At 69.3% G+C, this 21,716-nt stretch carries 22 protein-coding genes; 5 read left to right on the forward strand and 17 right to left on the reverse strand.

The window, feature by feature from the left end; translation table 11 throughout:
* Nucleotides 1-24: 24 nt before the first annotated feature.
* The 17 genes from dprA to ACWD3H_RS31390 form a co-directional block, all read right to left on the reverse strand.
* Nucleotides 25-1,353, reverse strand: a complete 1,329-nt coding sequence (dprA, locus tag ACWD3H_RS31310) for a DNA-processing protein DprA (protein WP_451957548.1) — start codon at nt 1,351-1,353, stop codon at nt 25-27.
* Nucleotides 1,350-2,957 carry a YifB family Mg chelatase-like AAA ATPase gene (locus ACWD3H_RS31315; protein ID WP_451957549.1) on the reverse strand — a complete coding sequence of 536 codons (1,608 nt, stop codon included), beginning with the start codon at nt 2,955-2,957 and terminating at the stop codon, nt 1,350-1,352. Before ACWD3H_RS31315 ends, dprA begins: the two co-directional genes overlap by 4 nt.
* A 62-nt stretch (nt 2,958-3,019) precedes the next feature.
* Nucleotides 3,020-3,373 carry a YraN family protein gene (locus tag ACWD3H_RS31320; protein WP_350924013.1) on the reverse strand — a complete coding sequence of 118 codons (354 nt, stop codon included), beginning with the start codon at nt 3,371-3,373 and terminating at the stop codon, nt 3,020-3,022.
* A 166-nt stretch (nt 3,374-3,539) separates the two neighbouring features.
* The gene (locus ACWD3H_RS31325; protein ID WP_030511723.1) at nt 3,540-3,863 is read right to left on the reverse strand and encodes a DUF2469 domain-containing protein; all 324 of its coding nucleotides are present in this window, start codon (nt 3,861-3,863) and stop codon (nt 3,540-3,542) included.
* Nucleotides 3,860-4,588 carry a ribonuclease HII gene (locus tag ACWD3H_RS31330; RefSeq protein WP_355563563.1) on the reverse strand — a complete coding sequence of 243 codons (729 nt, stop codon included), beginning with the start codon at nt 4,586-4,588 and terminating at the stop codon, nt 3,860-3,862. Before ACWD3H_RS31330 ends, ACWD3H_RS31325 begins: the two co-directional genes overlap by 4 nt.
* Before the next feature lie 64 nt (nt 4,589-4,652).
* A complete protein-coding gene (gene lepB, locus ACWD3H_RS31335; protein ID WP_355563560.1) occupies nt 4,653-5,246 on the reverse strand; it encodes a signal peptidase I in 594 nt (197 codons plus the stop codon).
* 9 nt (nt 5,247-5,255) lie between these two features.
* A complete protein-coding gene (lepB, locus tag ACWD3H_RS31340; protein WP_355612283.1) occupies nt 5,256-6,122 on the reverse strand; it encodes a signal peptidase I in 867 nt (288 codons plus the stop codon).
* 155 nt (nt 6,123-6,277) lie between these two features.
* The gene (rplS, locus tag ACWD3H_RS31345) at nt 6,278-6,631 is read right to left on the reverse strand and encodes a 50S ribosomal protein L19 (RefSeq protein WP_350924003.1); all 354 of its coding nucleotides are present in this window, start codon (nt 6,629-6,631) and stop codon (nt 6,278-6,280) included.
* A 274-nt stretch (nt 6,632-6,905) separates the two neighbouring features.
* Nucleotides 6,906-7,697: a tRNA (guanosine(37)-N1)-methyltransferase TrmD gene (gene trmD, locus ACWD3H_RS31350; protein ID WP_451957550.1), complete on the reverse strand. Its 792-nt coding sequence runs from the start codon at nt 7,695-7,697 to the stop codon at nt 6,906-6,908.
* Nucleotide 7,698: 1 nt separating this feature from the next.
* Nucleotides 7,699-8,214, reverse strand: coding sequence for a ribosome maturation factor RimM (rimM, locus tag ACWD3H_RS31355; protein ID WP_350923999.1), 516 nt, complete (start codon nt 8,212-8,214; stop codon nt 7,699-7,701).
* Between the two features lie 93 nt (nt 8,215-8,307).
* A complete protein-coding gene (locus tag ACWD3H_RS31360) occupies nt 8,308-8,550 on the reverse strand; it encodes an RNA-binding protein (protein WP_030906210.1) in 243 nt (80 codons plus the stop codon).
* A gap of 1 nt (nt 8,551) precedes the next feature.
* Nucleotides 8,552-9,019, reverse strand: coding sequence for a 30S ribosomal protein S16 (gene rpsP / locus ACWD3H_RS31365; RefSeq protein ID WP_355612295.1), 468 nt, complete (start codon nt 9,017-9,019; stop codon nt 8,552-8,554).
* 811 nt (nt 9,020-9,830) lie between these two features.
* Nucleotides 9,831-11,390, reverse strand: coding sequence for a signal recognition particle protein (gene ffh, locus ACWD3H_RS31370; protein ID WP_355563546.1), 1,560 nt, complete (start codon nt 11,388-11,390; stop codon nt 9,831-9,833).
* 85 nt (nt 11,391-11,475) lie between these two features.
* The gene (locus tag ACWD3H_RS31375; protein ID WP_350923991.1) at nt 11,476-12,069 is read right to left on the reverse strand and encodes a GTP-binding protein; all 594 of its coding nucleotides are present in this window, start codon (nt 12,067-12,069) and stop codon (nt 11,476-11,478) included.
* The gene (locus ACWD3H_RS31380) at nt 12,050-12,508 is read right to left on the reverse strand and encodes a DUF742 domain-containing protein (RefSeq protein WP_451957551.1); all 459 of its coding nucleotides are present in this window, start codon (nt 12,506-12,508) and stop codon (nt 12,050-12,052) included. The genes ACWD3H_RS31375 and ACWD3H_RS31380 overlap by 20 nt, the downstream gene beginning before the upstream one ends.
* 24 nt (nt 12,509-12,532) lie before the next feature.
* Nucleotides 12,533-12,946 (reverse strand): roadblock/LC7 domain-containing protein, encoded by a 414-nt coding sequence (locus tag ACWD3H_RS31385; RefSeq protein ID WP_326646986.1) that lies wholly within the window; start codon nt 12,944-12,946, stop codon nt 12,533-12,535.
* A 43-nt stretch (nt 12,947-12,989) separates the two neighbouring features.
* Entirely contained in the window at nt 12,990-15,992 is a 3,003-nt protein-coding gene (locus tag ACWD3H_RS31390) for a nitrate- and nitrite sensing domain-containing protein (RefSeq protein WP_451957552.1), read from the reverse strand.
* Nucleotides 15,993-16,669: 677 nt separating this feature from the next.
* On the opposite strand from ACWD3H_RS31390, the gene ACWD3H_RS31395 reads away from it, so the two are divergent.
* The 5 genes from ACWD3H_RS31395 to ACWD3H_RS31415 all read left to right on the forward strand — a co-directional run bounded on the left by ACWD3H_RS31395 (nt 16,670) and on the right by ACWD3H_RS31415 (nt 21,159).
* On the forward strand, nt 16,670-17,656 hold the full coding sequence (locus ACWD3H_RS31395) for an ABC transporter substrate-binding protein (RefSeq protein ID WP_350923987.1): 987 nt from the start codon (nt 16,670-16,672) through the stop codon (nt 17,654-17,656).
* On the forward strand, nt 17,653-18,441 hold the full coding sequence (locus ACWD3H_RS31400) for an ABC transporter permease (protein WP_350923985.1): 789 nt from the start codon (nt 17,653-17,655) through the stop codon (nt 18,439-18,441). Before ACWD3H_RS31395 ends, ACWD3H_RS31400 begins: the two co-directional genes overlap by 4 nt.
* Nucleotides 18,441-19,232 carry an ABC transporter permease gene (locus ACWD3H_RS31405; RefSeq protein ID WP_355563538.1) on the forward strand — a complete coding sequence of 264 codons (792 nt, stop codon included), beginning with the start codon at nt 18,441-18,443 and terminating at the stop codon, nt 19,230-19,232. Before ACWD3H_RS31400 ends, ACWD3H_RS31405 begins: the two co-directional genes overlap by 1 nt.
* A gap of 9 nt (nt 19,233-19,241) precedes the next feature.
* Nucleotides 19,242-20,024 carry an ABC transporter ATP-binding protein gene (locus ACWD3H_RS31410; RefSeq protein WP_350923981.1) on the forward strand — a complete coding sequence of 261 codons (783 nt, stop codon included), beginning with the start codon at nt 19,242-19,244 and terminating at the stop codon, nt 20,022-20,024.
* 130 nt (nt 20,025-20,154) lie between these two features.
* Nucleotides 20,155-21,159, forward strand: a complete 1,005-nt coding sequence (locus tag ACWD3H_RS31415) for a methyltransferase (protein WP_451957553.1) — start codon at nt 20,155-20,157, stop codon at nt 21,157-21,159.
* The last annotated feature ends 557 nt before the right edge of the window (nt 21,160-21,716 follow it).

The following is a 21,716-nucleotide window of genomic DNA, read 5'->3' on the forward strand; positions in this document are numbered from 1 at the left end:
CCGCCTCCCTGCCCGGGGAAAAGGCTATCCACCGAAAGGACGATCGGCGCGGAGACGCCAGCCCTGAGAGACACGCTCGACGTAGCCCGCGGCGGCCAGGCCGCCGAGGCAGGAGAGCACGGTCTCCAGGTCGACGCCCGCGGCGACGGCTATCGTCGCCGGCCCCATGCCGATCCGGGTGGGCATGGCCTCGACGACCTTCCTGCTCTCCGGGTCGAGCCGGTCACGGGGGAGCACCGGCCCGCGCGCCTCTGGGGCCAGGTCGATGCCCATCGTTCCGGCGAGCTCGATCACCTCCTCGGCACCGGTGACGCAGACGGCTTTGCCCTGGCGGATCAGCCGATGGCACCCCGCCGAAGCATCCGAGGTCACCGGGCCCGGCACCGCGGCCAGCTGCCGGTTGAGCGCGACCGCGTGCCCGGCGGTGTTGAGCGCCCCGCTGCGCACGGCGGCCTCGACGACCACGGTGCTCCGTGACAGGGCCGCGATGAGCCGGTTCCTGACCAGAAACCTCGGCCGGGTCGGGTGCGCGCCCATGGGACATTCGCTGACCAGCACTCCCTGCGCCCGAACGGCCGCGAACAGTTGCTGGTGCGCGCTGGGATAGGCGACGTCGGCGCCACAGGCGAGCACGACGACCGTCGGCGCCTCACCGGCGAGCGCACCGCGGTGGGCGGCACCGTCGATGCCGTAGGCGCCGCCGGAGACGACCCCCCATCCCCTCTCGCTCAGCCCCGCCCCGAGCTCCGCCGCCACGTGCGTGCCGTATGGCGTGGCGGCCCGGGAACCGACGACCGCGACGGACCTGAGGCAGGAGAATCGCAGGTCGGCGTCGCCGTGCAGCCAGAGCGCATGGGGCCGGGAGTCTCCCAGGTCATCCAGCTGGCTCGGCCACTCGGCGTCGCCGGGAATCACCAGCCTGGCGCCTATCCGCTCGCCCTCGGCCAGATCACGCCCGGGGTCGGCCGTCTTCAGCCGGGCCGCCCAGGACGCGACCATCCGGTCGAACCTGCCCGCGAGCCGTCCGTCCCACCCGGCCCTCCTGCCACCGCCCGCCCCTGCGGCACCGGCTGAGACACCATCGGACGCGCCGGCCCCTCCCCCACGCCGGTCCGGGCCCCTGTCGTACAGATTCCCGCCGTACGGACCGGAGCCCCCGTCGCAGGGACCGGGGCCTCCAGCCGGGCGGCCGTGGGTGTCGGCGAACCATCGGGTGAAATCCGCGTCCGCGGCGCCCTCCCGGACCAGGGCGACGGCGGCCTGTGGACCGCGTAGGGCGACGAGCGCGCCCATCGCGGTGTCACCCGGTTCGGCCAGGCGCATCAGGGTGAGCCGCGCGAGCCTGTCGTTCAACGTTCCTCCCCCAGCCACAGCCCGAGGGCGGAGTTGGTCTCGTGCGGCTCCGGCCGGTCCTTGCCGGCGAGATCGGCCAGGGTCCAGGCCAGTTTGATGATCCGGTCAAGACCCCGGGCGCTCAGCAGGCCGCTGTCGAGATGCCGGAGCAGCGGTGACATCGCCGCGGGCGGCGGCCGGTATTCGGCATGGAGGGCGCGGGCGGGCATCTCCGCGTTGCAGCGCCACGGTGTGTTCGCGAACCGCTTGGCGGCGCGCTCACGGGCGAGCAGCACCCGCTCCGCCACCACCCTGCTGGGCTCGATGAAGCGGCGGTCGGCGAGGAGTTCACGCCGGGTCGACCTGAAGAGGCTGACCTTGACGTCCACCCGGTCGAGCAGCGGGCCGGAGAGCCTGGCGAGATAGCGACGGCGGGCGGCGGGAGCGCACGCGCACGGATCCTTGGGGGTGGAGGGCCGCGCGCACGGGCACCTGTTGGCCGCCAGCACCAGCGCGAACCTGGCGGGAAAGGTCACCGCCCCCAGCGCCCTGGAGACCGTCACCCGGCCCGATTCGAGCGGCTGCCTGAGCGCGTCGAGAACGGTCGTCGAGAACTCGGGGGCCTCATCGAGAAAGAGCACTCCCCGGTGGGCCAGCGAGACCGCACCAGGGCGGATCATCCCGCTGCCCCCACCGATGACGGACGCGACGGTCGCGGTGTGGTGTGGCGCCACGAACGGCGGGCGGACCAGCAGCGGGCGGTCCCTGGGCAGCACTCCGGCGACCGAGTGTATGGCGGTCACCTCCAGGGCCTGATCCCACTCCAGGGCCGGCAGCAGGGTCGGCAGCCGCTCGGCGAGCATGGTCTTGCCGGTGCCGGGAGGACCGAGCATCCAGAGGTTGTGACCACCGGCGGCGCAGACCTCCAGCGCGCGGCGGGCGACGGGTTGCCCGGCGACGTCTCCCAGGTCGGGACCGTCCTCGGCGCCACCGGCGGCACTGTCTCCCAGGTCGTGCCCGGGGACGGCCTCGTCGGGACATCCCGACGGAAGCGGGCGCGCGGCCCGGTGACCGGGATCTCCGGCGCCGTCCAGGACGCCTCCCGGCGGCTCGCCGCTTCGCAGCCCGCTCACCAGCGCGCCCAGGGTGGTCGCGGGGATCACGGTCACGCCCGGCACGAGACCCGCCTCGGCGGCGTTGCGCGCGGGGACGACGACGGTGCGGGCACCCGCGGCGACGGCCGCCAGCACCGCGGGGAGAACGCCCCTCACCGGCCGCACCGAGCCGTCGAGCCCCAGCTCACCCAGGAAGAACGGCTCGGCGACCCTGGCCGCGGGCACGAATCCGGCCGCCGCGAGCAGGGCCATCGCGATCGCCAGGTCGAAGAGGCTGCCCCGCTTGGGCAGGCTGGCGGGAAACAGGCTGACGGTGATCCGGGCGTCGGGCCACGCGTACCGGCTGTTGACCAGGGCGGAGCGGACCCGGTCGCGGGCTTCGCTCAGCGCGGTGTCCAGCATTCCGATCAGGTGCAGACCCGCGACACCGCTGCCGATGTCGGCCTCGATCTCGACGAGACGGCCGGTCACCCCGACCAGGGCGACGCAGCGCGTGCGTGCGACGGCCACTCACCTCACCTCCCACGGGGTGGGATGTGGGGAGCGAACGATCCAGGACAGGCCAGGAGACATCAGCACACCCCCCGCTCGTGGCGGATGGCGAAATCCCCGGCGAACCGCTCAAGGGCGACGACGTCGACGCGGATCGCGTCGAACCCCTCCTGGTGCTCGGCGACCCATCTGGCCACGAGCATGCGCAGGCGCGCGATCTTCGCATCGGTGACCGCCTCGAAGGCGGTGCCGTGACGGCGGCCGGAGCGGGTCTTCACCTCCACCGCGACGAGCGTGCGCCCCTCTCGGGCGACGACGTCGATCTCCCCGTCCGGGCATCGCCAGTTGCGATCCAGGATCTGCAGGTCGTGCGCGAGCAGATAGTCGACGGCGACCTGTTCGCCGTACCTGCCGAGCTCATCCTTCGCGGCCATGGAACCACCTCCGGTTCCCGACCTTCGCTCAGCTCACCGCGCCCCCGACGAGCCGAACGGGACTCTGTGGACAACCGGCCGGACACCAGGCGCGCCTGTGGACGACGCCCCGGCCCGCGGACAGCGTTCTCGCAGCTCAGCAATGGTCAAAAAGCCGCAAAGCCCCTCAGGAGGAGAAGCCCTCCTTCGGCATCTCCAGATCGGGTTTGGCGAGTTCCTCGACGTTCACGTCCTTGAAGGTCACCACGCGGACGTTCTTGACGAACCTCGCGGGCCGGTACATGTCCCAGACCCAGGCGTCCTGCATCTTCACGTCGAAGAACACGTCGCCGTTCTCGGCGGTCCGCACGTCGAGATCGACGGAGTTGGTGAGATAGAAGCGCCGCTCAGTCTCCACGACGTATGTGAACAGGCCGACAACGTCGCGGTACTCACGGTAAAGCTGCAGCTCCATCTCGGTTTCGTACTTCTCGAGATCCTCTGCGCTCATACCGGTCCTCCTGTTAAACGCACACCCCGGCCCGCCCGATCAGACGCACCGGCCCCCAGTTCATTCTCACCCATCACCTCGCCCGCTCCTGACCGTGCCACCGTCGAGAACGAGAAGCGGTGGTCCGGACACGGACCGTAGGTGCTGAGAGCCCTGCGATGATCGACGGTGCCATACCCCTTGTGCACGGCGAATCCGTACCGGGGATGACGTTCGTGCAACGCGACCATCATCTCGTCCCGCGTCACCTTGGCCACGATCGAGGCCGCCGCGATGCAGGCCGCGACCTGATCTCCCTTCCACACCCCCAATGACGGCATGGGCAACCCGGGAACGGGAAACCCGTCGGTGAGAACGTAGCCGGGCTGACGGGGAAGTCGTGCCACGGCCCTGCGCATTCCGTCGATGTTGGATCTGTGCAGGCCACGGGCGTCGATCTCACCCGGCGGGATCACCATCACGCTCACCGCCTCCGCGGTCGCCGTGATCCGCTCGTACAGCGACTCACGGCGGGAGGCCGTCAGCTGCTTGGAATCACCCAGGCCGTCGATTCGGCCGCCCAGCACCACGGCGGCGACCACCAGAGGCCCGGCACAGGCGCCACGGCCCGCCTCGTCGACCCCCGCCACGGGACCGAGCCCGCGGCGGTCAAGGGCCCGCTCGTAGCCGTACAGCCCTAAATCGCGCCGGACCACGCTGGGCCTGGGGCGAAACGCAACCGTCATGACACCTCGGGTGACACAGCGACCATGACCAGAGAGTACGCCCCCTCCGGTGCATTCGGTACCGCTATCTCACCTTGAGAAAGCTCTCCGGCCTCGAAAGGATCGTGGCCCTGGAGAACGGCCAGTAGATCGCCACCGCACGGCCGACGACGTCGTCCTCGGAGATCGTGCCCTCCTCCTTCCGCTCCTCGTGGGCGCGCGAGTCGGCGGAGGCGGTGCGGTGGTCGCCCATGACCCACAGTCTCCCGGCGGGGACCACCTTCTCGAACGCGTCCCCCGAGGGGAAGTCGCCGGGGTACAGGTAGGAGCCCTCTTCGAGCGGCACTCCGTTGACCGTGATCCGCTTCTTGGCGTCGCAGCACTTCACCGTGTCACCACCGACCGCGATGACCCGCTTGATGGTGTCCTCGTCGTTCCAGCCCTTGAAAACCACGATGTCGCCACGCTCGGCGTCGCCGTGCAGCTTGTTGACGACCACCCGGTCACCCACCTGAAGGGTGTTCTCCATCGACTCCGACGGGATCCAGAACGACTGGAAGACGAAGGCCTGCAACAGCAGCGCCACCACCACCCCGCACACCAGCAGGAACAGCGACTCGCGCAGGTTGCCGCCCTTACCGGACTTCTTGTTCTTGTCAGCCTCGGGTTCCACGGTCATGAGGTCCGGCTACCGCCTTGAAAGCCGGCGACGACGCCACAGCACCAGCGGCACGGCGCCTGCGAAGCCCGCGAGGAACGGGGCCGCGCCTCCCACGGCCGCGGCGGCTTTGAGAGCCGGTTGACCGAAGGTGTCGGGAATGGGAATGGTCGTGGCCCTGGAGAACGGCCACACGATCACGAAGGCCCGGCCGATCACCTTGTCCACCGAGATCGTCCCGCCACCGGGATCGCCCAGGTGGGAACGGGAGTCGAGGGAGACCAACCGGTGGTCGCCCATCACCCACAGGCGGCCCTCGGGGACCTTGGCCTCGAAGAACCTCTGGGACGGCACGTCACCCGGGTAGAGGTAGTCCTCGTCGAGGGGGACCCCGTTGACCGTCACCCGGCCCTGGGCGTCGCAGCACTTCACCGTGTCGCCACCGACGCCGATGACCCGCTTGATGTAGTCCTTCTCGCCGGGGACCACGCCGAAGGCGGTTCCGACCCAGCGGAAGAACCCCGCGACCGGGTTGGACGGCTCCTCAAGGTCGATCTCGGGATCCCAGGAGTCGACCCCGGAGAACACCACCACGTCGCCGCGTTCGATGTCCCGGACGCGGTAGACGAGCTTGTTGACCAGGACCCGGTCGTTCGTGAGGAGGGTGTTCTCCATCGACTCCGAAGGAATGTAGAACGCCTGGATCACGAAGGTCTTGATTATGAGAGCGAGCACCACCGCCACGACGATCAGAACGGGCAGCTCCTTCCAGAAGGAGCCCTTCTTCTTGCCCTTGTCGCTCTTGGCGTTCTTCTGGGTGTCTTCGGCGACCACGTCCACCTCGTCCTCGACAGGTCGACGCGAGACTGCGCCGTACTCCCGGTCTTCGCTAGTCATCGCTGACGAGCCTAGATGATGGGCGGCACCAAGTGGTCGAGTGACGGGGTACCGCATAGCCATGCGTATTGCCATAGGAGGTCAAACCTCCTTACATGCGACTGGCCCGCTCCCCGGAAAAGAGGACGCGGGCCAGGGCGGCGACTACCGCGCGCCTAGCGGGCCTCGCGCTTCTCGCGGATACGGGCGGCCTTGCCGCGCAGGTCACGCATGTAGTAGAGCTTGGCCCGGCGGACGTCGCCACGGGTCACGAGGACGATCTTCTCGATGACCGGGCTGTGCACCGGGAAGGTACGCTCGACGCCGACGCTGTAGCTGACCTTGCGAACCGTGAAGGTCTCGCGGGCGCCACCGCCCTGGCGGCGGAGGACGAAGCCCTTGAAGACCTGGACACGGGACCTGCTGCCCTCAATGACCCGGACGTGAACCTCGAGCGTGTCACCGGGCCGGAAGTTCGGGATGTCGGTGCGGAGCGCGGACTTCTCGAGCTCGCTGATCAGCGTGTGCATGGCAGTGGTACCTCATTTTTAAACGCACCCGGAGGTCCATCCGGCCGCGACGGAGCGGCGTCGTGATGGACACGCGTGCTGAAATGGACTGTGTCTCGGAGCCGGAACCGTCTACCCGGCGGCGCGTGCGCCGCGGCGAGACCGGCCTGGGGGCCGGGAAGGCAGTCGGCGACAACGCTTCAGTCTGCCATATTTTCCCGACCGACCGGAAATCAGCCGGTCAGGGCGGCCGGGCCGGCCTCCGCATCGGCTGCCGCTCAGGGGACGGAACCGGTCAGGGAGCCGGGCCGACAGAGCCGGTCCCGGGCTGGTCGAGCTCGGACAGGAGCTGCCTGTCGTGCTTGTCCAGGCTCTGCGGGGCGAGCGCCGCCAGCAGTTCGGGCCGGTTTCTCGCGGTACGGCGCAGTGCCTGGTCCCGCCGCCACCGGGCGATCTTTCCGTGATGCCCGGAGAGCAGGATCTCCGGCACCTCGTGCCCCCGCCACTCGGGCGGCTTGGTGTAGACGGGACCTTCGAGAAGGTTCTCCATCGCGCCGGGCGCGAAGGAGTCGTCCACGGCCGAGTGGACGTTGCCGAGCACACCCGGCAGCAGCCGCCCGATGGCCTCGATCATCACCAGCACGGCCACCTCGCCTCCGGCGAGCACGTAGTCCCCGATGCTGACCTCGTCCACGCGCATGCGCGCGCCGTACTCGGCCATCACCCTGGAGTCGATGCCCTCGTAGCGGGCCGGGGTGAACAGCAGCCAGGGCTCGGCGGCGTACTCCATCGCCAGCTTCTGGGTGAAGGGCACACCGCTGGGAGTCGGCACGATCATCCGCGGCAGGGCCACGGGGTCCGCGGCGAGGACCTCGTCGAGGGCCTCTCCCCAGGGCTCGGGCTTCATGACCATGCCGGGGCCACCCCCGTAGGGTGTGTCGTCCACCGTGCGGTGCACGTCGTGGGCGTGGTCGCGGAGCTGGTGGAGACGGACGTCGAGGATGCCGCGCTCGCGGGCCTTGCCGATGAGGGAGACGTCGAGGGGGGCGAAGTACTCGGGGAAGATCGAGATGACGTCGACGCGCATGTCAGACGATCTCGTCCGGATCGAGCAGTCCCGCCGGGGCGTCCACCACGAGGATGCCCTTCTCAAGGTCGATCACCGGGACCAGCGCCTTGACGAACGGCACGTAGACCTCCGCCTTCCCACGCCGTACGACGAGCAGGTCCTGGCCGTGGTGGAGCACGTCGGACACCTCGCCCACCCGCTCGCCGTCGGGCTTGACCACGGCGAGGCCGATGAGCTGGTGATCGTAGAACTCGTCGGGATCGTCGGACGGCGGGATGTCCGCCGAGTCGATGACGAGCATGGTGCCGCGGAGCTCCTCCGCGTGGTCGCGGTCGCTCACACCCTCGAACCTGACCAGCAGGATGCCCGAATGCCAGCGGCGGGACTCGACGACCAGCGGGCCGGCCGAGGCGGGGTCGGTGGCCAGGGCGGTGCCCGGGGCGAAGCGCCTGTCAGGCTCGTCGGTGCGCACCTCCACGGACACGTCTCCGCGGAGTCCGTGCGGGCGACCGATCCGCCCTACGACGAGCTGCACGCCCGCCTCCTCACATAGTGGTGCCGGTGGAAAGCAGACGGGCCACCCGCGCTGGGCGGGTGGCCCGTTCGCTCGATTGGACGCGTCCGGCGGCTAGCGGGCCTCGTTCAGGTCGAGCAGATCGACCCGGACGTACTTGCCGTCGCCGAGGGCGTTCACGACCGTGCGAAGCGCCTTGGCCGTACGGCCACCGCGGCCGATGACCTTACCGAGGTCCTCGGGATGCACCCGGACCTCAAGCACACGCCCGCTGCGGATGCGGCGAGCGTGAACCTGGACGTCGTCGGGATATTCGACGATGCCCTTCACCAGGTGCTCGAGGGCCTCCTCAAGCACCTCAGGCCTCGCCTTCCGGCTTCTCCTCGGCGGCCGCGGTGGGCTCAGCCGGGGCCTCGGCGGGGGCCTCTTCAGCCTTGGGAGCCGCCTTGCGGGTCGACTTCTTCGGCGTGGTGGCGGCTTCCAGAGACAGCGCCTCCTTGGCCGCGGCCTCGTAGACGGCGTGGCGGTCGGCCTTGGGCTCGGCGACCAGGAGCGGAGCCGGAGCCGACTCGCCCTTGAACTTCTGCCAGTCGCCGGTGAGCTTGAGGAGCTTGAGGACGGGCTCGGTCGGCTGCGCGCCGACACCCAGCCAGTAGGCCGCCCGCTCGGAGTTGACCTCGATGCGCGAGGGGTTCTCCTTCGGGTGGTAGAGGCCGATCTCCTCGATCGCCCGGCCGTCACGCTTGGTGCGGCTGTCGGCGATGACGATGCGGTACTGCGGGTTGCGGATCATGCCGAGCCGCTTGAGCTTGATCTTGACTGCCACTGGTGTGGTCTCTCCTGCATTAGAGCGTGGGTGAGCGGTGTCTCATCGAGTGGGGCACGAGGAGAGGACCGATCGAGGGACAGGCATGGCACGCGGGAGTGAGAGGGCAACCACGTGTCACGATGTTCCAACATGTCATTGTGCCAGACGCGCGGGGGTGCCCGGCCAATCCACGGCCATCCCCCGCGGCGTCCGGAGGGCAAATCTCGGTAATCCACGTGTGTCCGGGCCCCCGGCGGGTCCGGCCTGCTGCGCTAAATGGCCGCCGTGGCAACCACCCTCAGATCTCTGCTGCTGACCGCGACCGGATCCATCACCGTGCTGGGAGCGGTGCTGACCATCAGGGCGACCCCTGCCGGTCAGGCCGACGCGCCTCCGGCGTCCGCCCCGTCCCCTGCCGTAACCCCGGGAACCGGCCACGACGGTGTCCCCTGGGCCCCTTGGCCGTCTCACGTCCCACGAGGAACGTCCGTGCCTCCTCAAACCCCGCTCCTGCCCGGGGCTCCGGCGCGGCCGGGAGCACCCGCCCCGCCGGAGACCCTCGAACCGCCGGGGACCGCCTCGCGGCTCGGAGCCCCCGTCCTGCCCGAGGCACCGATCCTGCCGGGAGCCGCCCAGCCGCCGGAGATTCCCGCACCCCCGGGAGCACCCGCGCGGCCTGCGTACCCGCCGTACGATCCGCCGGCCGGGATGCCGTGGTGGGAGCACTACTTCGGACGTACCCCGAGCAGTTCGAGCACGGCCACCAGGATGAACCCCGCGACGATGATCACCCAGATCCATCTGGCACGCGCGTGGAAGGGTCCATCGCTCATTTCTGACCGGGGAGCTTGAACTTCGAGGGATCGAAGCCCGGCGGCAGCTCCAGGCCAGGAGGCAGCTGCTGCCGGGAACCGAGCTTGCCGAGGAGGCCGTTCCCCGCCGGGGCCGCGGGCTCGCCGGACTTGTCGGGGGCGGCCTTGCCGAGCGCCGCCTTGCGCGGGTCACCGCTGACCCTGCGTCCCTTGGCCGCCTTCTTCTGCGCGGCCTTGGCTCCCTTGCGACCGCCGGGCATGCCGGGGATGCCCATGCCGCCGGCCATCCGCTTCATCATCTTCTGGGCGTCGAAGAAGCGGGTGACCAGGCCGCTCACCTCGGTCACCGTCACACCGGAGCCCCTCGCGATACGGGCACGGCGTGAGCCGTCGATCATCTTCGGATTGTGACGCTCGGCGGGGGTCATGGAGCGGATGATGGCGGCGATGCGGTCGAGGTCGCGATCGTCCACCTGGTTGAGCTGATCACGCATCTGCCCCATGCCGGGCATCATGCCGAGCAGGTTCTTGATGGGGCCCATCTTCTGGACCATCATCATCTGCTCGAGGAAGTCCTCCAGGGTGAAGCCCTCGCCCGAGGTGAGCTTGCTCGCCATCTTGGCGGCCTCGGCCTCGTCGAAGGTCTTCTGGGCCTGCTCGATCAGGGTGAGGATGTCACCCATGTCGAGGATGCGGGAGGCCATCCGGTCCGGGTGGAAGGCGTCGAAGTCCTCGAGCTTCTCACCGGTGGACGCGAACATGATCGGCCTGCCGGTGATGTGGCGGACCGACAGTGCGGCGCCACCGCGGGCGTCGCCGTCGAGCTTGGTCAGCACGACGCCGTCGAAACCGACGCCCTCCATGAACGCCTGGGCCGTGCTGACGGCGTCCTGGCCGATCATCGCGTCGACGACGAACAGGACCTCGTCGGGCGAGACCGCGTCGCGGATGTCCGCCGCCTGCTTCATCAGCTCCTGGTCGATGCCCAGGCGGCCCGCGGTGTCGATGATGACGATGTCGTGCTGCTGCCGCTTGGCGTGGTCGATCGACTGGCGGGCCACCGCGACCGGGTCGCCGACGCCGTTTCCCGGCTCGGGCGCGTAGACCGCGACGCCCGCGCGCTCGGCCACGACCGAGAGCTGCTGTACCGCGTTGGGCCGCTGGAGGTCGGCGGCGACCAGCAGCGGCGTGTGGTTCTGCTCACGCAGCCAGCGGGCGAGCTTGCCGGCCAGGGTCGTCTTGCCCGCGCCCTGCAGGCCCGCGAGCATGACGACGGTCGGCGGGTTCTTGGCATAGCGGAGCCGCCGGGTCTCGCCGCCGAGGATCTCGATGAGCTCGTCATTGACGATCTTGACGACCTGCTGCGCCGGGTTCAGCGCCTGGGAGACCTCGGCGCCGCGGGCGCGCTCCTTGACCTGGGCGACGAACGCCTTGACCACGGGCAGCGCGACATCGGCCTCGAGGAGCGCGATGCGGATCTCGCGGCAGGTCGCGTCGATGTCGGCCTCGGAGAGCCGACCCTTGGATCGAAGGGAGGAGAAGACCGATGTCAGCCGGTCGGAAAGCGTCTCGAACACGTGATTGGCCAGCCTCTGCGCTACAGGTCTGCGACTCGACCTCCCAGCCTATCCGCTGGGAGGTGCGACTGACGCCCTCCCGCGGTCAGCGGCCCCAGCCGGGCACGGCCATCCGCACGGTGAGCGCGTGCTCCACAAGCGTGATGAGCGTGGCCTTCACCGCGTCGCGCGAGCGGGCGTCGGTCCTGGAGATGGGGATGTGCGGCGCCAGCGTCAGCGCCTCGCGTACCTCCTCCTCACCGTGCAGGTAGGTGCCGTCCCACCCGTTGACCGCGACGACGAAGGGGAGCTTGGCCTCCTCGAAGTAGTCGATCGCCGGGAAGCTGTCGGCCAGCCGCCGGGTGTCGACGAGCACGATCGCGCCGATCGCGCCGCGGACCAGGTCGTCCCACATGAACCAGAACCGGTGCTGGCCGGGCGTGCCGAACAGGTAAAGGATCAGGTCGCGGTCCAGCGAGACGCGGCCGAAGTCCATCGCGACCGTGGTGGTGGTCTTGTTCGGAGTGAGGCCGAGATCGTCGATCCCGGCGCTGGCGTCGGTCATCACCGCCTCCGTGGTCAGCGGCAGGATTTCCGACACCGCCCCCACGAACGTGGTCTTACCGACACCGAATCCCCCGGCGACGACGATTTTCGTCGATGTCAGGCCGCCGCCGCGGCTAGAGCCTGCGAAGTCCACTGAGCACCCTTTCCAGCAGGTTGAGATCCGGCTTGCCCGCGTCCAGCTGAGGCTGATGCAGCTGGATCAGACCCTCGGCGGCCATGTCGGCGACCAGGATCCGGGTCACGCCGAGCGGGATGCGGAGCATCGCGGAGATCTCAGCGACCGAACGCACTTGCCGGCACAGGGCACTGATCGCCTGATACTCCGGGGTGCGGGTGGATAAATCGTGATGTATGGAGGTCGCCGAGGAGACCAGGGCCTCCAGGGCGAGTTGGGTCCGGGGGGCGGTGCGCCCCCCGGTCACGGCATACGGGCGGACGAGGGAGCTCTGCTCCGACGGCGCCGGCTGCATGAGATGCGAAGGACCCCCCTGTTGCCGGTGGGGGTCGTCCATCGAATGGTAGGGAAACCCGCTGCGCGGGTCGCCCTCACCGGTCCAGCCGCGGCCTGCCACGACAGCCTCCTAGCGTCATCGCCGTCACCGTGAGTGGGAAGACTGCAGTTCCGCGCGGACGGCCGGGGTCAGCACCTGGCCTGCCCGCTCGACGAGCATCGTCATCTGGTAGGCCACCAGTCCCATGTCACAGTCGGCGGCGGCCAGCACCGCCAGACAGGAACCGTCACTGATGGACATGATGAGGAGCAGCCCTCGTTGCATCTCCACCACGGTCTGGGTGACCGCACCGCCTTCGAAAACCCGTGAGGCGCCCTGGGTCAGGCTGATCAGGCCGGCCGCGACCGCGGCCAGCTGGTCCGCCCTGTCCCTGGGAAATCCGTCGGAATACGCCAACGGCAGACCGTCCGCCGACACGACGACTGTGTGCGCCACACCTGGGACGTTGTTCACAAAGTCAGTGATCAGCCAATTGACCCCCCGGGCGGCCTGGCTCATTTCGCGCACGTGTCATCCTCCTTGGCGACCATGATGAGCTCGCTCACCGGTCCTCCTTGTTTCCTTCAACGTCCCGGCCGAAGTCGGGATACGGCCGTCCGTCCGCGGCGCCCCTGGCGGCCGCGCGGCCCTGTCGTACGCCCTGCTGGAAGCTGGCCAGCCTGTTGCGCACCGCCTCCGGGGAGACTGTCGGCCGGAGCGCGGGAGTTTGGGGAGCCGCGCTCAGGTCGGGCGCGGCCGTGCCGGGCACCAGGTTCGCCTTGGGCACCCGCTTGGGCAGCCCGGAACCGGTGATCCCGCCGAGTGAGGGCTCGCTGGCGGCCTTGGCCGCCTGCCAGCCCACGTCGGCGGGTGACGACCAGCCGGTCCCCTGCGTGGGGGCGGCCTGCTGTGAGAGCTGGACGGTCTCCTGAACGGCCTGGGCCGGCCGGGCCGGTTCGACCTCCTCGACCCGTTCCTCGGCGGCCTGGACCGGATCGACCTTCCTGAACCAGTCGGACTCGACGGCCGCGAAGATCGGCAGGAACTCCTCCTTCGCCTCTTCCATGGGCGAGGAGTCGGGGATCACCGGCAGCGGGCCGGTGTTGTCCGCCGCGTCGAACGGGCGCCGCCCGAACGGACCGGAGTTGCCGGTGGACGGCCAGCCTCCGGAGTCGCCGCCGCGGAACGAGGAACTCGACCAGACGTCGGAGCCGCCGTCCCTGCTCTGCCCGCCGGGCCAGACGGGGGCGTCACCGCGCGCGGGCGCGCTCGGTCCCCCGGACCACATTCCGGTGTCGCCTCTGGACGGGCTGCCCTGGCCCTGATGCCAGGCGGTGGGGTCGGGCTGGGAGGCGTCCGGCCAGCCGGGGGTGGCGCCGGGCGGCGGAAGCTGTCCCGGCCACGGGGTGTCGACGGGTGCCTGCCCGAACTGGCCGCCTCCGAAGGGAGGCTGCGAGGCCTCGAAGGAGTTGAACTGCTGCCCCAGGTCGAAGGAGGCGAACGAGTTCTGGTGGGCGGCCTCGAACGAGGCGAAGGACGGCATCTGGGGAGCCGCGGGGCTGGCCAGCACGGGCGGGCGGTCCATGGAGGCCGTGGATCCGGCCCAGTCTCCGCCCTGCGACATGGCACCGGGCGCGCCTCCCGGGCGGGCGGTGACGGCGAGCAGGTTCTCCGGGAGCAGGACCATGGCGGTCAGGCCGCCGCTGTCCTGTTGCCTGAGCTGGACTCGGATGCCGTGCCGCAGGGCAAGGCGGCCGACCACGAACAGGCCCATCCGGCGGGAGACCGAGACGTCCACCACCGGCGGGTTGGCCAGTCGCCAGTTGGCCTGGGCGAGCTCCTCGGCGGTCATGCCGATGCCGATGTCGGTCACCGAGACCATCACGCCACCGCCGTCGATGCGGTTGCTGGAGACGATGACCTTGGTCTCCCGGGGGGAGAAGGAGATCGCGTTCTCCACGAGCTCCGCGATCAGGTGGACAACGTCGTTGACGGAGGTTCCGGCCACGGCCACGCCCGCGGACAGCTGCAGGTCGACCCGCTCGTAGTTCTCGACCTCCGACAGCGAGGCGCGGACCACGTCGATGAGCGGGACCGGCTGGCTCCACCGGCGGGCGGGCTCCTGACCGGCGAGGACCAGGAGGTTCTCCGAGTTGCGGCGCATGCGGGTGGCGAGGTGGTCGAGGCGGAAGAGGCTGCCGAGCCGGCCCTCGTCCTGCTCGCCCTGCTCCAGGCTCTCGATGAGGGAGAGCTGGCGCTCCACCAGGGTCTGGCTGCGCCGGGAGAGGTTGACGAACATCGAGTTGACGTTGCTCCGCAGCGTGGCCTCCTGGCCCGCCAGCCGCACGGCCTCACGGTGGACCTCGTCGAAGGCCCGGGCCACCTCACCGATCTCGTCGTCGGAGGCGACACCGATCGGGGTGATGTCGGTGGTCGAGACCTCGCCGCTCTCGCGCATGCTCTGGACGGTCTCGGGGAGACGCTGGCCGGCGATGGACAGCGCCTCGGTACGGAGCCTGCGCAGCGGCCTGACCAGCGACCGCGCCATGACCGCGGTGATGATCAGGACGAGGATGAGCAGCAGCGCGCTCAGCCCGGCGGCGATCAGCGCTCCGCGCTGCTCCGACTCCTGCAGGACCCGGCTCTGCGTGATGAGGGTGTCGGCGACCTGCTCCTCCACGGTGCGCATGCGCTCGACGATGTCGCTGGAGGCGTCGAACCACGTCGTCTGGTCACCGAGTCCGGTCCTGGAGACGTCGACGTTCCTCAGCGGCTGACCGTTGAGGGCCAGGACGATGGCGCGGGCGCGCAGTGCCGCCGCGCGGTCCTTCTTCTGGCTGCTGACCGTGTCGTCGTAGAGCTGGCGCTGGGCGACCGAGGCCTCGGAGCGGAAGGTCGCGAGCTCGCTGTCGAACTGCGCCCGGGCGGCCAGCATGGCGTTGAGGCCTTCGGCGCTGAACCCCCTGACGGCGAGGGCGATGGCGAGGTTCACCCGCTCCCTGGACGCCTGTTCCTTGGCCCTGGCCAGCGCGGCGAACGCGGCCGCGCTGGCGGTGATCTCCTGGTCCGCGACGCCCTGAATGATCTCGTCGTGCAGGGCGAGCAGGTCCGCGATGGTACGGGAGTACGCGGCGACCATGGGCTGGGCCGGCATCTGGGTGGCCGTCGCCGCGTCACGCAGGCTCTTGAGCTCGTCGATGCGGGCACGGATCTGCGTGAGCTCGTCCCTGCTCCGGGTGCTGAACGCCTCAACGATGCCGCTGTCGTTGATGACGCCGTCGATGCGGGCGCGCACCTCGCGGGCGACGCCGTCGACGCTCTCGTACTGCTTGCGCAGATTCGACTTGCCGGTGCTCAGACGCCCCTGTGCCACGTACCGGGCCGACAGGTCCCGCTCAAGCTGCAGCTCGTCGGCCAGGTTGCTCAGGCCCGCGGTGAGTTCGGCGGTGGTACGCACGCGCTCGTACTCGGCGGCGCTGCTGATCGAGGTGGTGACCCGCAGGCCGCCCAGCACGATCGCGGCGGCCGTGGGGATGACGATGAGCGCGATCAGTCGCGACCTCACCCGCCAGTTCTTGAGCGCGAGCTTGCCGCCGTTCCTCGCAGACCTCTCGGAGCCGGAGCCGTCTGGGCCCTGACCCGGGCCGCTCTGCGGCTGCCCCCCCTGATTGTCGAATCCCAGGGCAGGTGCCAGCCCGGATTCGCGTTCGCTGGGGATTGACGCTGTCCTCACTGGCCTCCGCTGCCTCTCCTCGGATCGTCTGCTTGGAGGGGATCGCGTCACGCAATGATGTGCTAGTGACGCCGACGCATCCATGGGGTAGGGGTTATTGGAGCACAGCCGGATGAGTTCGGCCAACAGCACATAACTCGCATTTCCCACCGAACGGGCACACCACACCCGTAACCGGGCGATGACTCTCCGCCCCGTAACCACAAACTTCCACAAAGTTGCGAAACAGATTTATTGACATCTTTGCTTATGCCCGCTATGCGGACCTATCTGTTGATTGTTACGGATGTGGCAACTGGGTGGCGTATGCCTGCTTTGTAGCTTCGGGGCGATAGGGGCGAAAGGGGTGATATTTGTAATTTGACTGATCTACTCCGCTACTCTGATCCGCGGTCGGCAAACCCCCCCTTGACCAACATGCCTCCCGGGACCCCCTTCATGTCGCCCGATGAGTTACCGCGAGTTCCGGCAGGGGCGGTCAAATGCAGCTAATGCAGCTAAGGAGACCCATGAGGTTCACACTTGCGAGCCGGGCCGTCATCGCAGGAGTCGCCGCCGCCCTGGTGCTGAGCGCCTGCGGAGGTTCCGACAAGTCCACTGACACCACCGCCGCGAACGCGGGCGGTCTGGAGAAGACCCAGATCAAGATCGGCGCGCTGCCGATCCCCGACTCGGCCGCGCTCTACATCGCCAAGGACAAGGGCTACTTCAAGGATGAGGGGCTCACCGTCGACATCGAGCCGGTGGTCGGCGGAGCCCAGGCCCAGCAGGCCCTCGTCGGCGGATCCCTGGACGCCACCCAGACGAACTACGTCTCGGCCTTCCTCGCCGTCGCGGCCGGCAACAAGATGAAGATCATCTCGGACCTCTACCAGGCCGCTCCGAACTCGTTCAACATCATGGTGCCCAAGGACTCGTCGATCAAGACGCCCGCCGACCTCAAGGGCAAGAAGATCGCGGTCAACAGCCTCAAGAACATCGGCACCCTGGCGGTGACCACGGTGCTCAAGACGCACGGCCTCACCGAGAACGACGTGCAGTTCCTGGAGTTCCCCTTCCCCGAGATGGGCGCCCAGCTGGCCAGCAAGACCGTCGACGCGGCCTGGATGACGGAGCCGGCCCTGACCGCGGTGCAGAAGAACCTCGGCGCCCAGAAGCTCGCCGACACGATGGTCGACTCCACGGCGGACTTCCCCATCGCCGGCGTGGTCGTCATGGAGAACTTCGCCACCGAGAACCCCAACACCGTCGCCGCCTTCCAGCGGGCGATCGCCAAGGCCCAGCAGATCTCCGCCACCGACCGCAAGGCCGTCGAGCAGATCCTGCCGACCTACACCAAGATCGACGCCGCGACCGCCGCCGTCATCACCCTCGGCTCCTTCCCCACCAGCCTTGACGAGACCCGCCTGCAGCGCGTCGCCGACCTGATGGTCGAGCAGGGCTACCTGAAGAGCCCGATCCAGGCCAAGACCATCCTTCCCGGCAACCTCGGGTGACACGGCGCAACCCGCTCGACAACAGACTGCTCTGCGGCGCCCTCGGCGTCGCGGGGCTGTTCTGCGTCATGGAGGTCGCGGGCCGGACCGGGCTGATCGACCCGCTCGTGTTTCCGCTGGCCTCCACGGTGCTCGGTCGAGCAGCCACGCTGGTGACCGACGGGGAGTTCCTCTCCGACGTCACCTCGACCCTCGGGGCCTGGGCTCTTGGACTGCTGTTCACCGTCGCGCTCGCCGTGCCCGCCGGGTTCCTGCTCGGCAGCCTGCCCCGGGTGGAGAGCGCGCTCCGGCCGATCCTTGAGTTCCTGCGCCCGATCCCGTCGATCGCGCTGATCCCGCTGGCGCTCGCCGTGTTCTCCGACAGGTTCGACATGAAGGTCACCCTGATCGTCTACGCGGCGACCTGGCCCGTCCTGATCAACACGATGTACGGCCTCAAGGACGTCGACCCGCTCGCCAAGGAGACCCTCCGCAGCTTCGGGTTCGGGAAGTCGGCCGTGCTGTGGCGCGTCTCCCTGCCGAGTACGGCGCCCTTCATCGCCACCGGTGTCCGGCTGGCGTCGGCGATCGCGCTCATCGTGGCGATCAGCGCGGAACTGCTCGGCGGCGGCGCCCAGGGCATCGGCAGTTACGTCCTGGAGAGCGGCGGCAGCGCGGACGCGGTGGAGTACATCATCGCCGCCGCCATCTGGGCCGGGATCATCGGCGTGGTCACCAACAGCCTGTTCGTGCTCGCGGAACGGCGGATCTTCCGCTGGCACACCGCCCGTACGGAGGTGGTCTGATGAACGGCCTGCTGCGCGGCGTGGTCCGGCTGTGGCCGGTGCCCGTCGTGCTGCTGCTGTGGGAGTTGCTCACCCGCGGCATCGAGATGCTGAGCTTCCCGCCGCCGTCGCAGATCGCGACCAGCATGTACACGATGTGGCTGACCGGCCCCGCGGAGCGGCTCTGGTTGACCGAGGCGGCGCTGACGAACATCCCCGCGAGCATCGGCCGGCTGCTGGCCGGGTGGGTGCTGGCCGGGGTCGTCGGGATCGTCCTCGGGGTCGCCCTGGGCCGCTCCCCGCTGCTCTTCCGCTTCATCGACCCCCTGGTCCAGTTCGCCCGCGCCATCCCGCCGCCCATGCTGCTGGCGTTCTTCATGGCGTTGTTCTCCATCGGCCCCCGGATGCAGATCAGCTTCATCGCGTTCGGCATCGTCTGGCCGGTCCTGATCAACGCCTCCGAGGGGGCACGGCAGGTCGACCGCCAGCATCTGGACACCGCCAGGGTCTTCGGGCTGTCGGGCGGGGAGCGGCTGTTCCGGATCATCCTGCCCTCGGCCATGCCGAAGATCTTCGCCGGACTCCGGGTCAGCCTGTCACTGGCGCTGATCCTCATGGTGCTCTCCGAGCTGGTCGGCAGCACCGACGGGATCGGCTTCCAGCTTCTGGACGCCCAGAGGTCATACGACTTCTCCAGCGTGTGGGGAACCATCGTGGTGCTCGGCGTCCTGGGATACGTGTTCAACTCGGCGTTCCTGGCGGCCGAGCGACGTGTCCTGTCCTGGCACCGCTCCGCCAAGCAGACGACCTGAGGACCTGCTGTGCTTGAGATCACGAATCTGTCCCACACCTACGGCAGCGGACCGACCGCCCACAACGCGCTGGGTGGCATCGACCTGAAGGTCGCCCAGGGTGAGCTGGTGTGCATCGTCGGCCCCTCCGGATGCGGCAAGTCCACACTGCTGCGCTCCATCGCGGGGCTGCTCCGGCCCAGTGGCGGCCAGGTCACGCTCAACGGCGCCCAGGTCGAGCAGACCCCCGACAACCTGGCCGTGGTCTTCCAGGACTACAGCCGCTCCCTGTTCCCCTGGATGTCGGTGGTCGAAAACGTCTCGCTCCCGCTGCGCCGCAGGGGAATGGACAAACGGCAGCGCGGGCAGGCGGCGATGGAGGCGCTGGAGGAGGTCGGCCTGGACAGCGCCGCGGCCAAGTACCCGTGGCAACTTTCCGGGGGCATGCAACAGAGGGTGTCCATCGCCCGCGCCCTGGCCTACCGCCCGGCCCTGCTGCTGATGGACGAGCCCTTCGGCTCCGTGGACGCCCAGACCCGCGAGGACCTGGAAGACCTGACCCTGCGGGTCCGCAACCTGCACAACATGACCATCGTGCTGATCACCCACGACATCGACGAGAGCGTCTACGTCGGTGACCGCGTCGTGGTCCTGTCCAAGGCCCCCGCCGGGATCGTCGGTGACCTGCGCGTGGACCTGCCGGGACCGCGCGACCAGATCACCACCCGCGAGCACCCCGACTTCGTGCACCTGCGCGCCGAGGTCGGCCGCCTGGTACGCGGCATGCGGAGCCCGTCGGCCTCGACCCCCTGAGGCCCGATCTTCAAAAGCGCCTGCCGGAACCCGAACCGCTCCCCGCCCGAGCACGCGGGTCCGGCGCGCACGCTTGCCGGGGCGTGGTGGTCCCCCCCTCAGGGCCGCGCGCCGCAGAGAGAGGATTTTCATGAGCGACCCACAGGCACTGGTATGGGATGCGATCGGTGGCGTCTCCCGTTTCGCCGCCCTGGCCACGATGGCCGAACTGGGCTGCGCCGACCACCTGCGAGACGGCGCCCTGAGCGTTGACGAGCTCGCACTGCGCTGCGGCGCCGACGCCTCCGCGCTCGGCAGGGTGCTCCGCGAGCTCGCCGCCATGGGCATGGTCGCCACCGCGGCGCCCGGCACCTACGAGCTGACCGAGGCGGGTGTCACCCTCCGCACCGACGTGCCCGGCTCGCTCCGCTCCGCCGTACGGATGATCGTCGAGGAGGGCTTCTGGTACGGCATGGGCATGCTCCCGCAGACCGTGCGCGCCGGCAGGTCGGGCTTCGTCGAGCGGCACGGGCACCTCTACGGCTACCTGAAGGCCAACCCCGGGGCCGGTGCGCTGTTCAACGACTACATGGTGGTCAGGGCCCGGCCGTTCGCGGACGCCGTGGCCTCCCACTACGACTTCTCCGGGGTGCGAACCCTGGTGGACGTGGCCGGCGGCAAGGGGCACATCCTGGCCGCCGTTCTGAAGGCCCACTCAGATCTGGACGGGGTGCTGTTCGACCAGAAACAGGTGGTCAGCGCGGCCAGGGAGTTCTTCGCCGAGACCGGCCTTGAAGACCGGTGCAAATTCGTGGACGGTGACTTCTTCGTCTCGGTACCCGCCGGGGCGGACGCCTACCTGCTGAGCAGTGTGATCCACAACTGGTCCGACGAGGACTCGGTGCGAATTCTGCGCAATGTCAGGGAGGCCGTCTCCGACGACGGCCGAGTGCTCCTGGTGGAGGCCGTGGTGCCGGACGACGACAGGTCGCACATCAGTAAGGACATCGACATGCGAATGCTCGCCCTTTTCGGCGAGGGCATGGAGCGCAGCACCTCCGAGTACACCGAACTCCTGGGCAAGTCCGGTTTCCGGCTCAACCGGCAGGTGGAACTGCCCGGCGGCGCCTCAATTGTTGAGGCCCTGCCTATTTAGGGGCCGATATGGGGCCGGCGTAAAGGCCGACATCGGGCTCGCGAAAAAGCGGCGGCCGGTGACGTGAGGTTCGCGTCACCGGCCGCCGCTGTTTCATCCACTTTCCGCGCGGAAAAGAAACGACCATCGTGAAATCGATGGTCACCCGTGCGATTGAGCTCGGCGGGCGGCCCGCAGGCCGGACCGTGAGACCGCGTATTCACTCGGCCCCCGGCGCGTCCGCGGTCCGGGATTCGTAAGGCCGGCCCCGGACCAGAAGGTCCGGGGCCGGCCTTACGAGATGTCTCCAGCGTGGCGGACCGCCCATGGGCCGCCGTCCGATGTCGTCGTCCGGTACGGGACACCCGGGCCCCGAGGACGGGGCACGAGCCGGCCGGCAAGGCGTGGAGATCGGGGATTCCGGAACCAGGACGTCGACCGGTGCGGGAGCGCGAGCCCCGCCGGCCCGCGGCGAGTGACGGCGGCTCCGCGGGAGCGGCCCGTGCGAGCTCGCTCCGGGGATCTTTGTCACGGGGGCGGAAAGAGAGGCGGGTCTCGCCCCTTCGAAGGGGCGAGAC

Source organism: Streptosporangium sp. NPDC002607 (assembly GCF_053592655.1).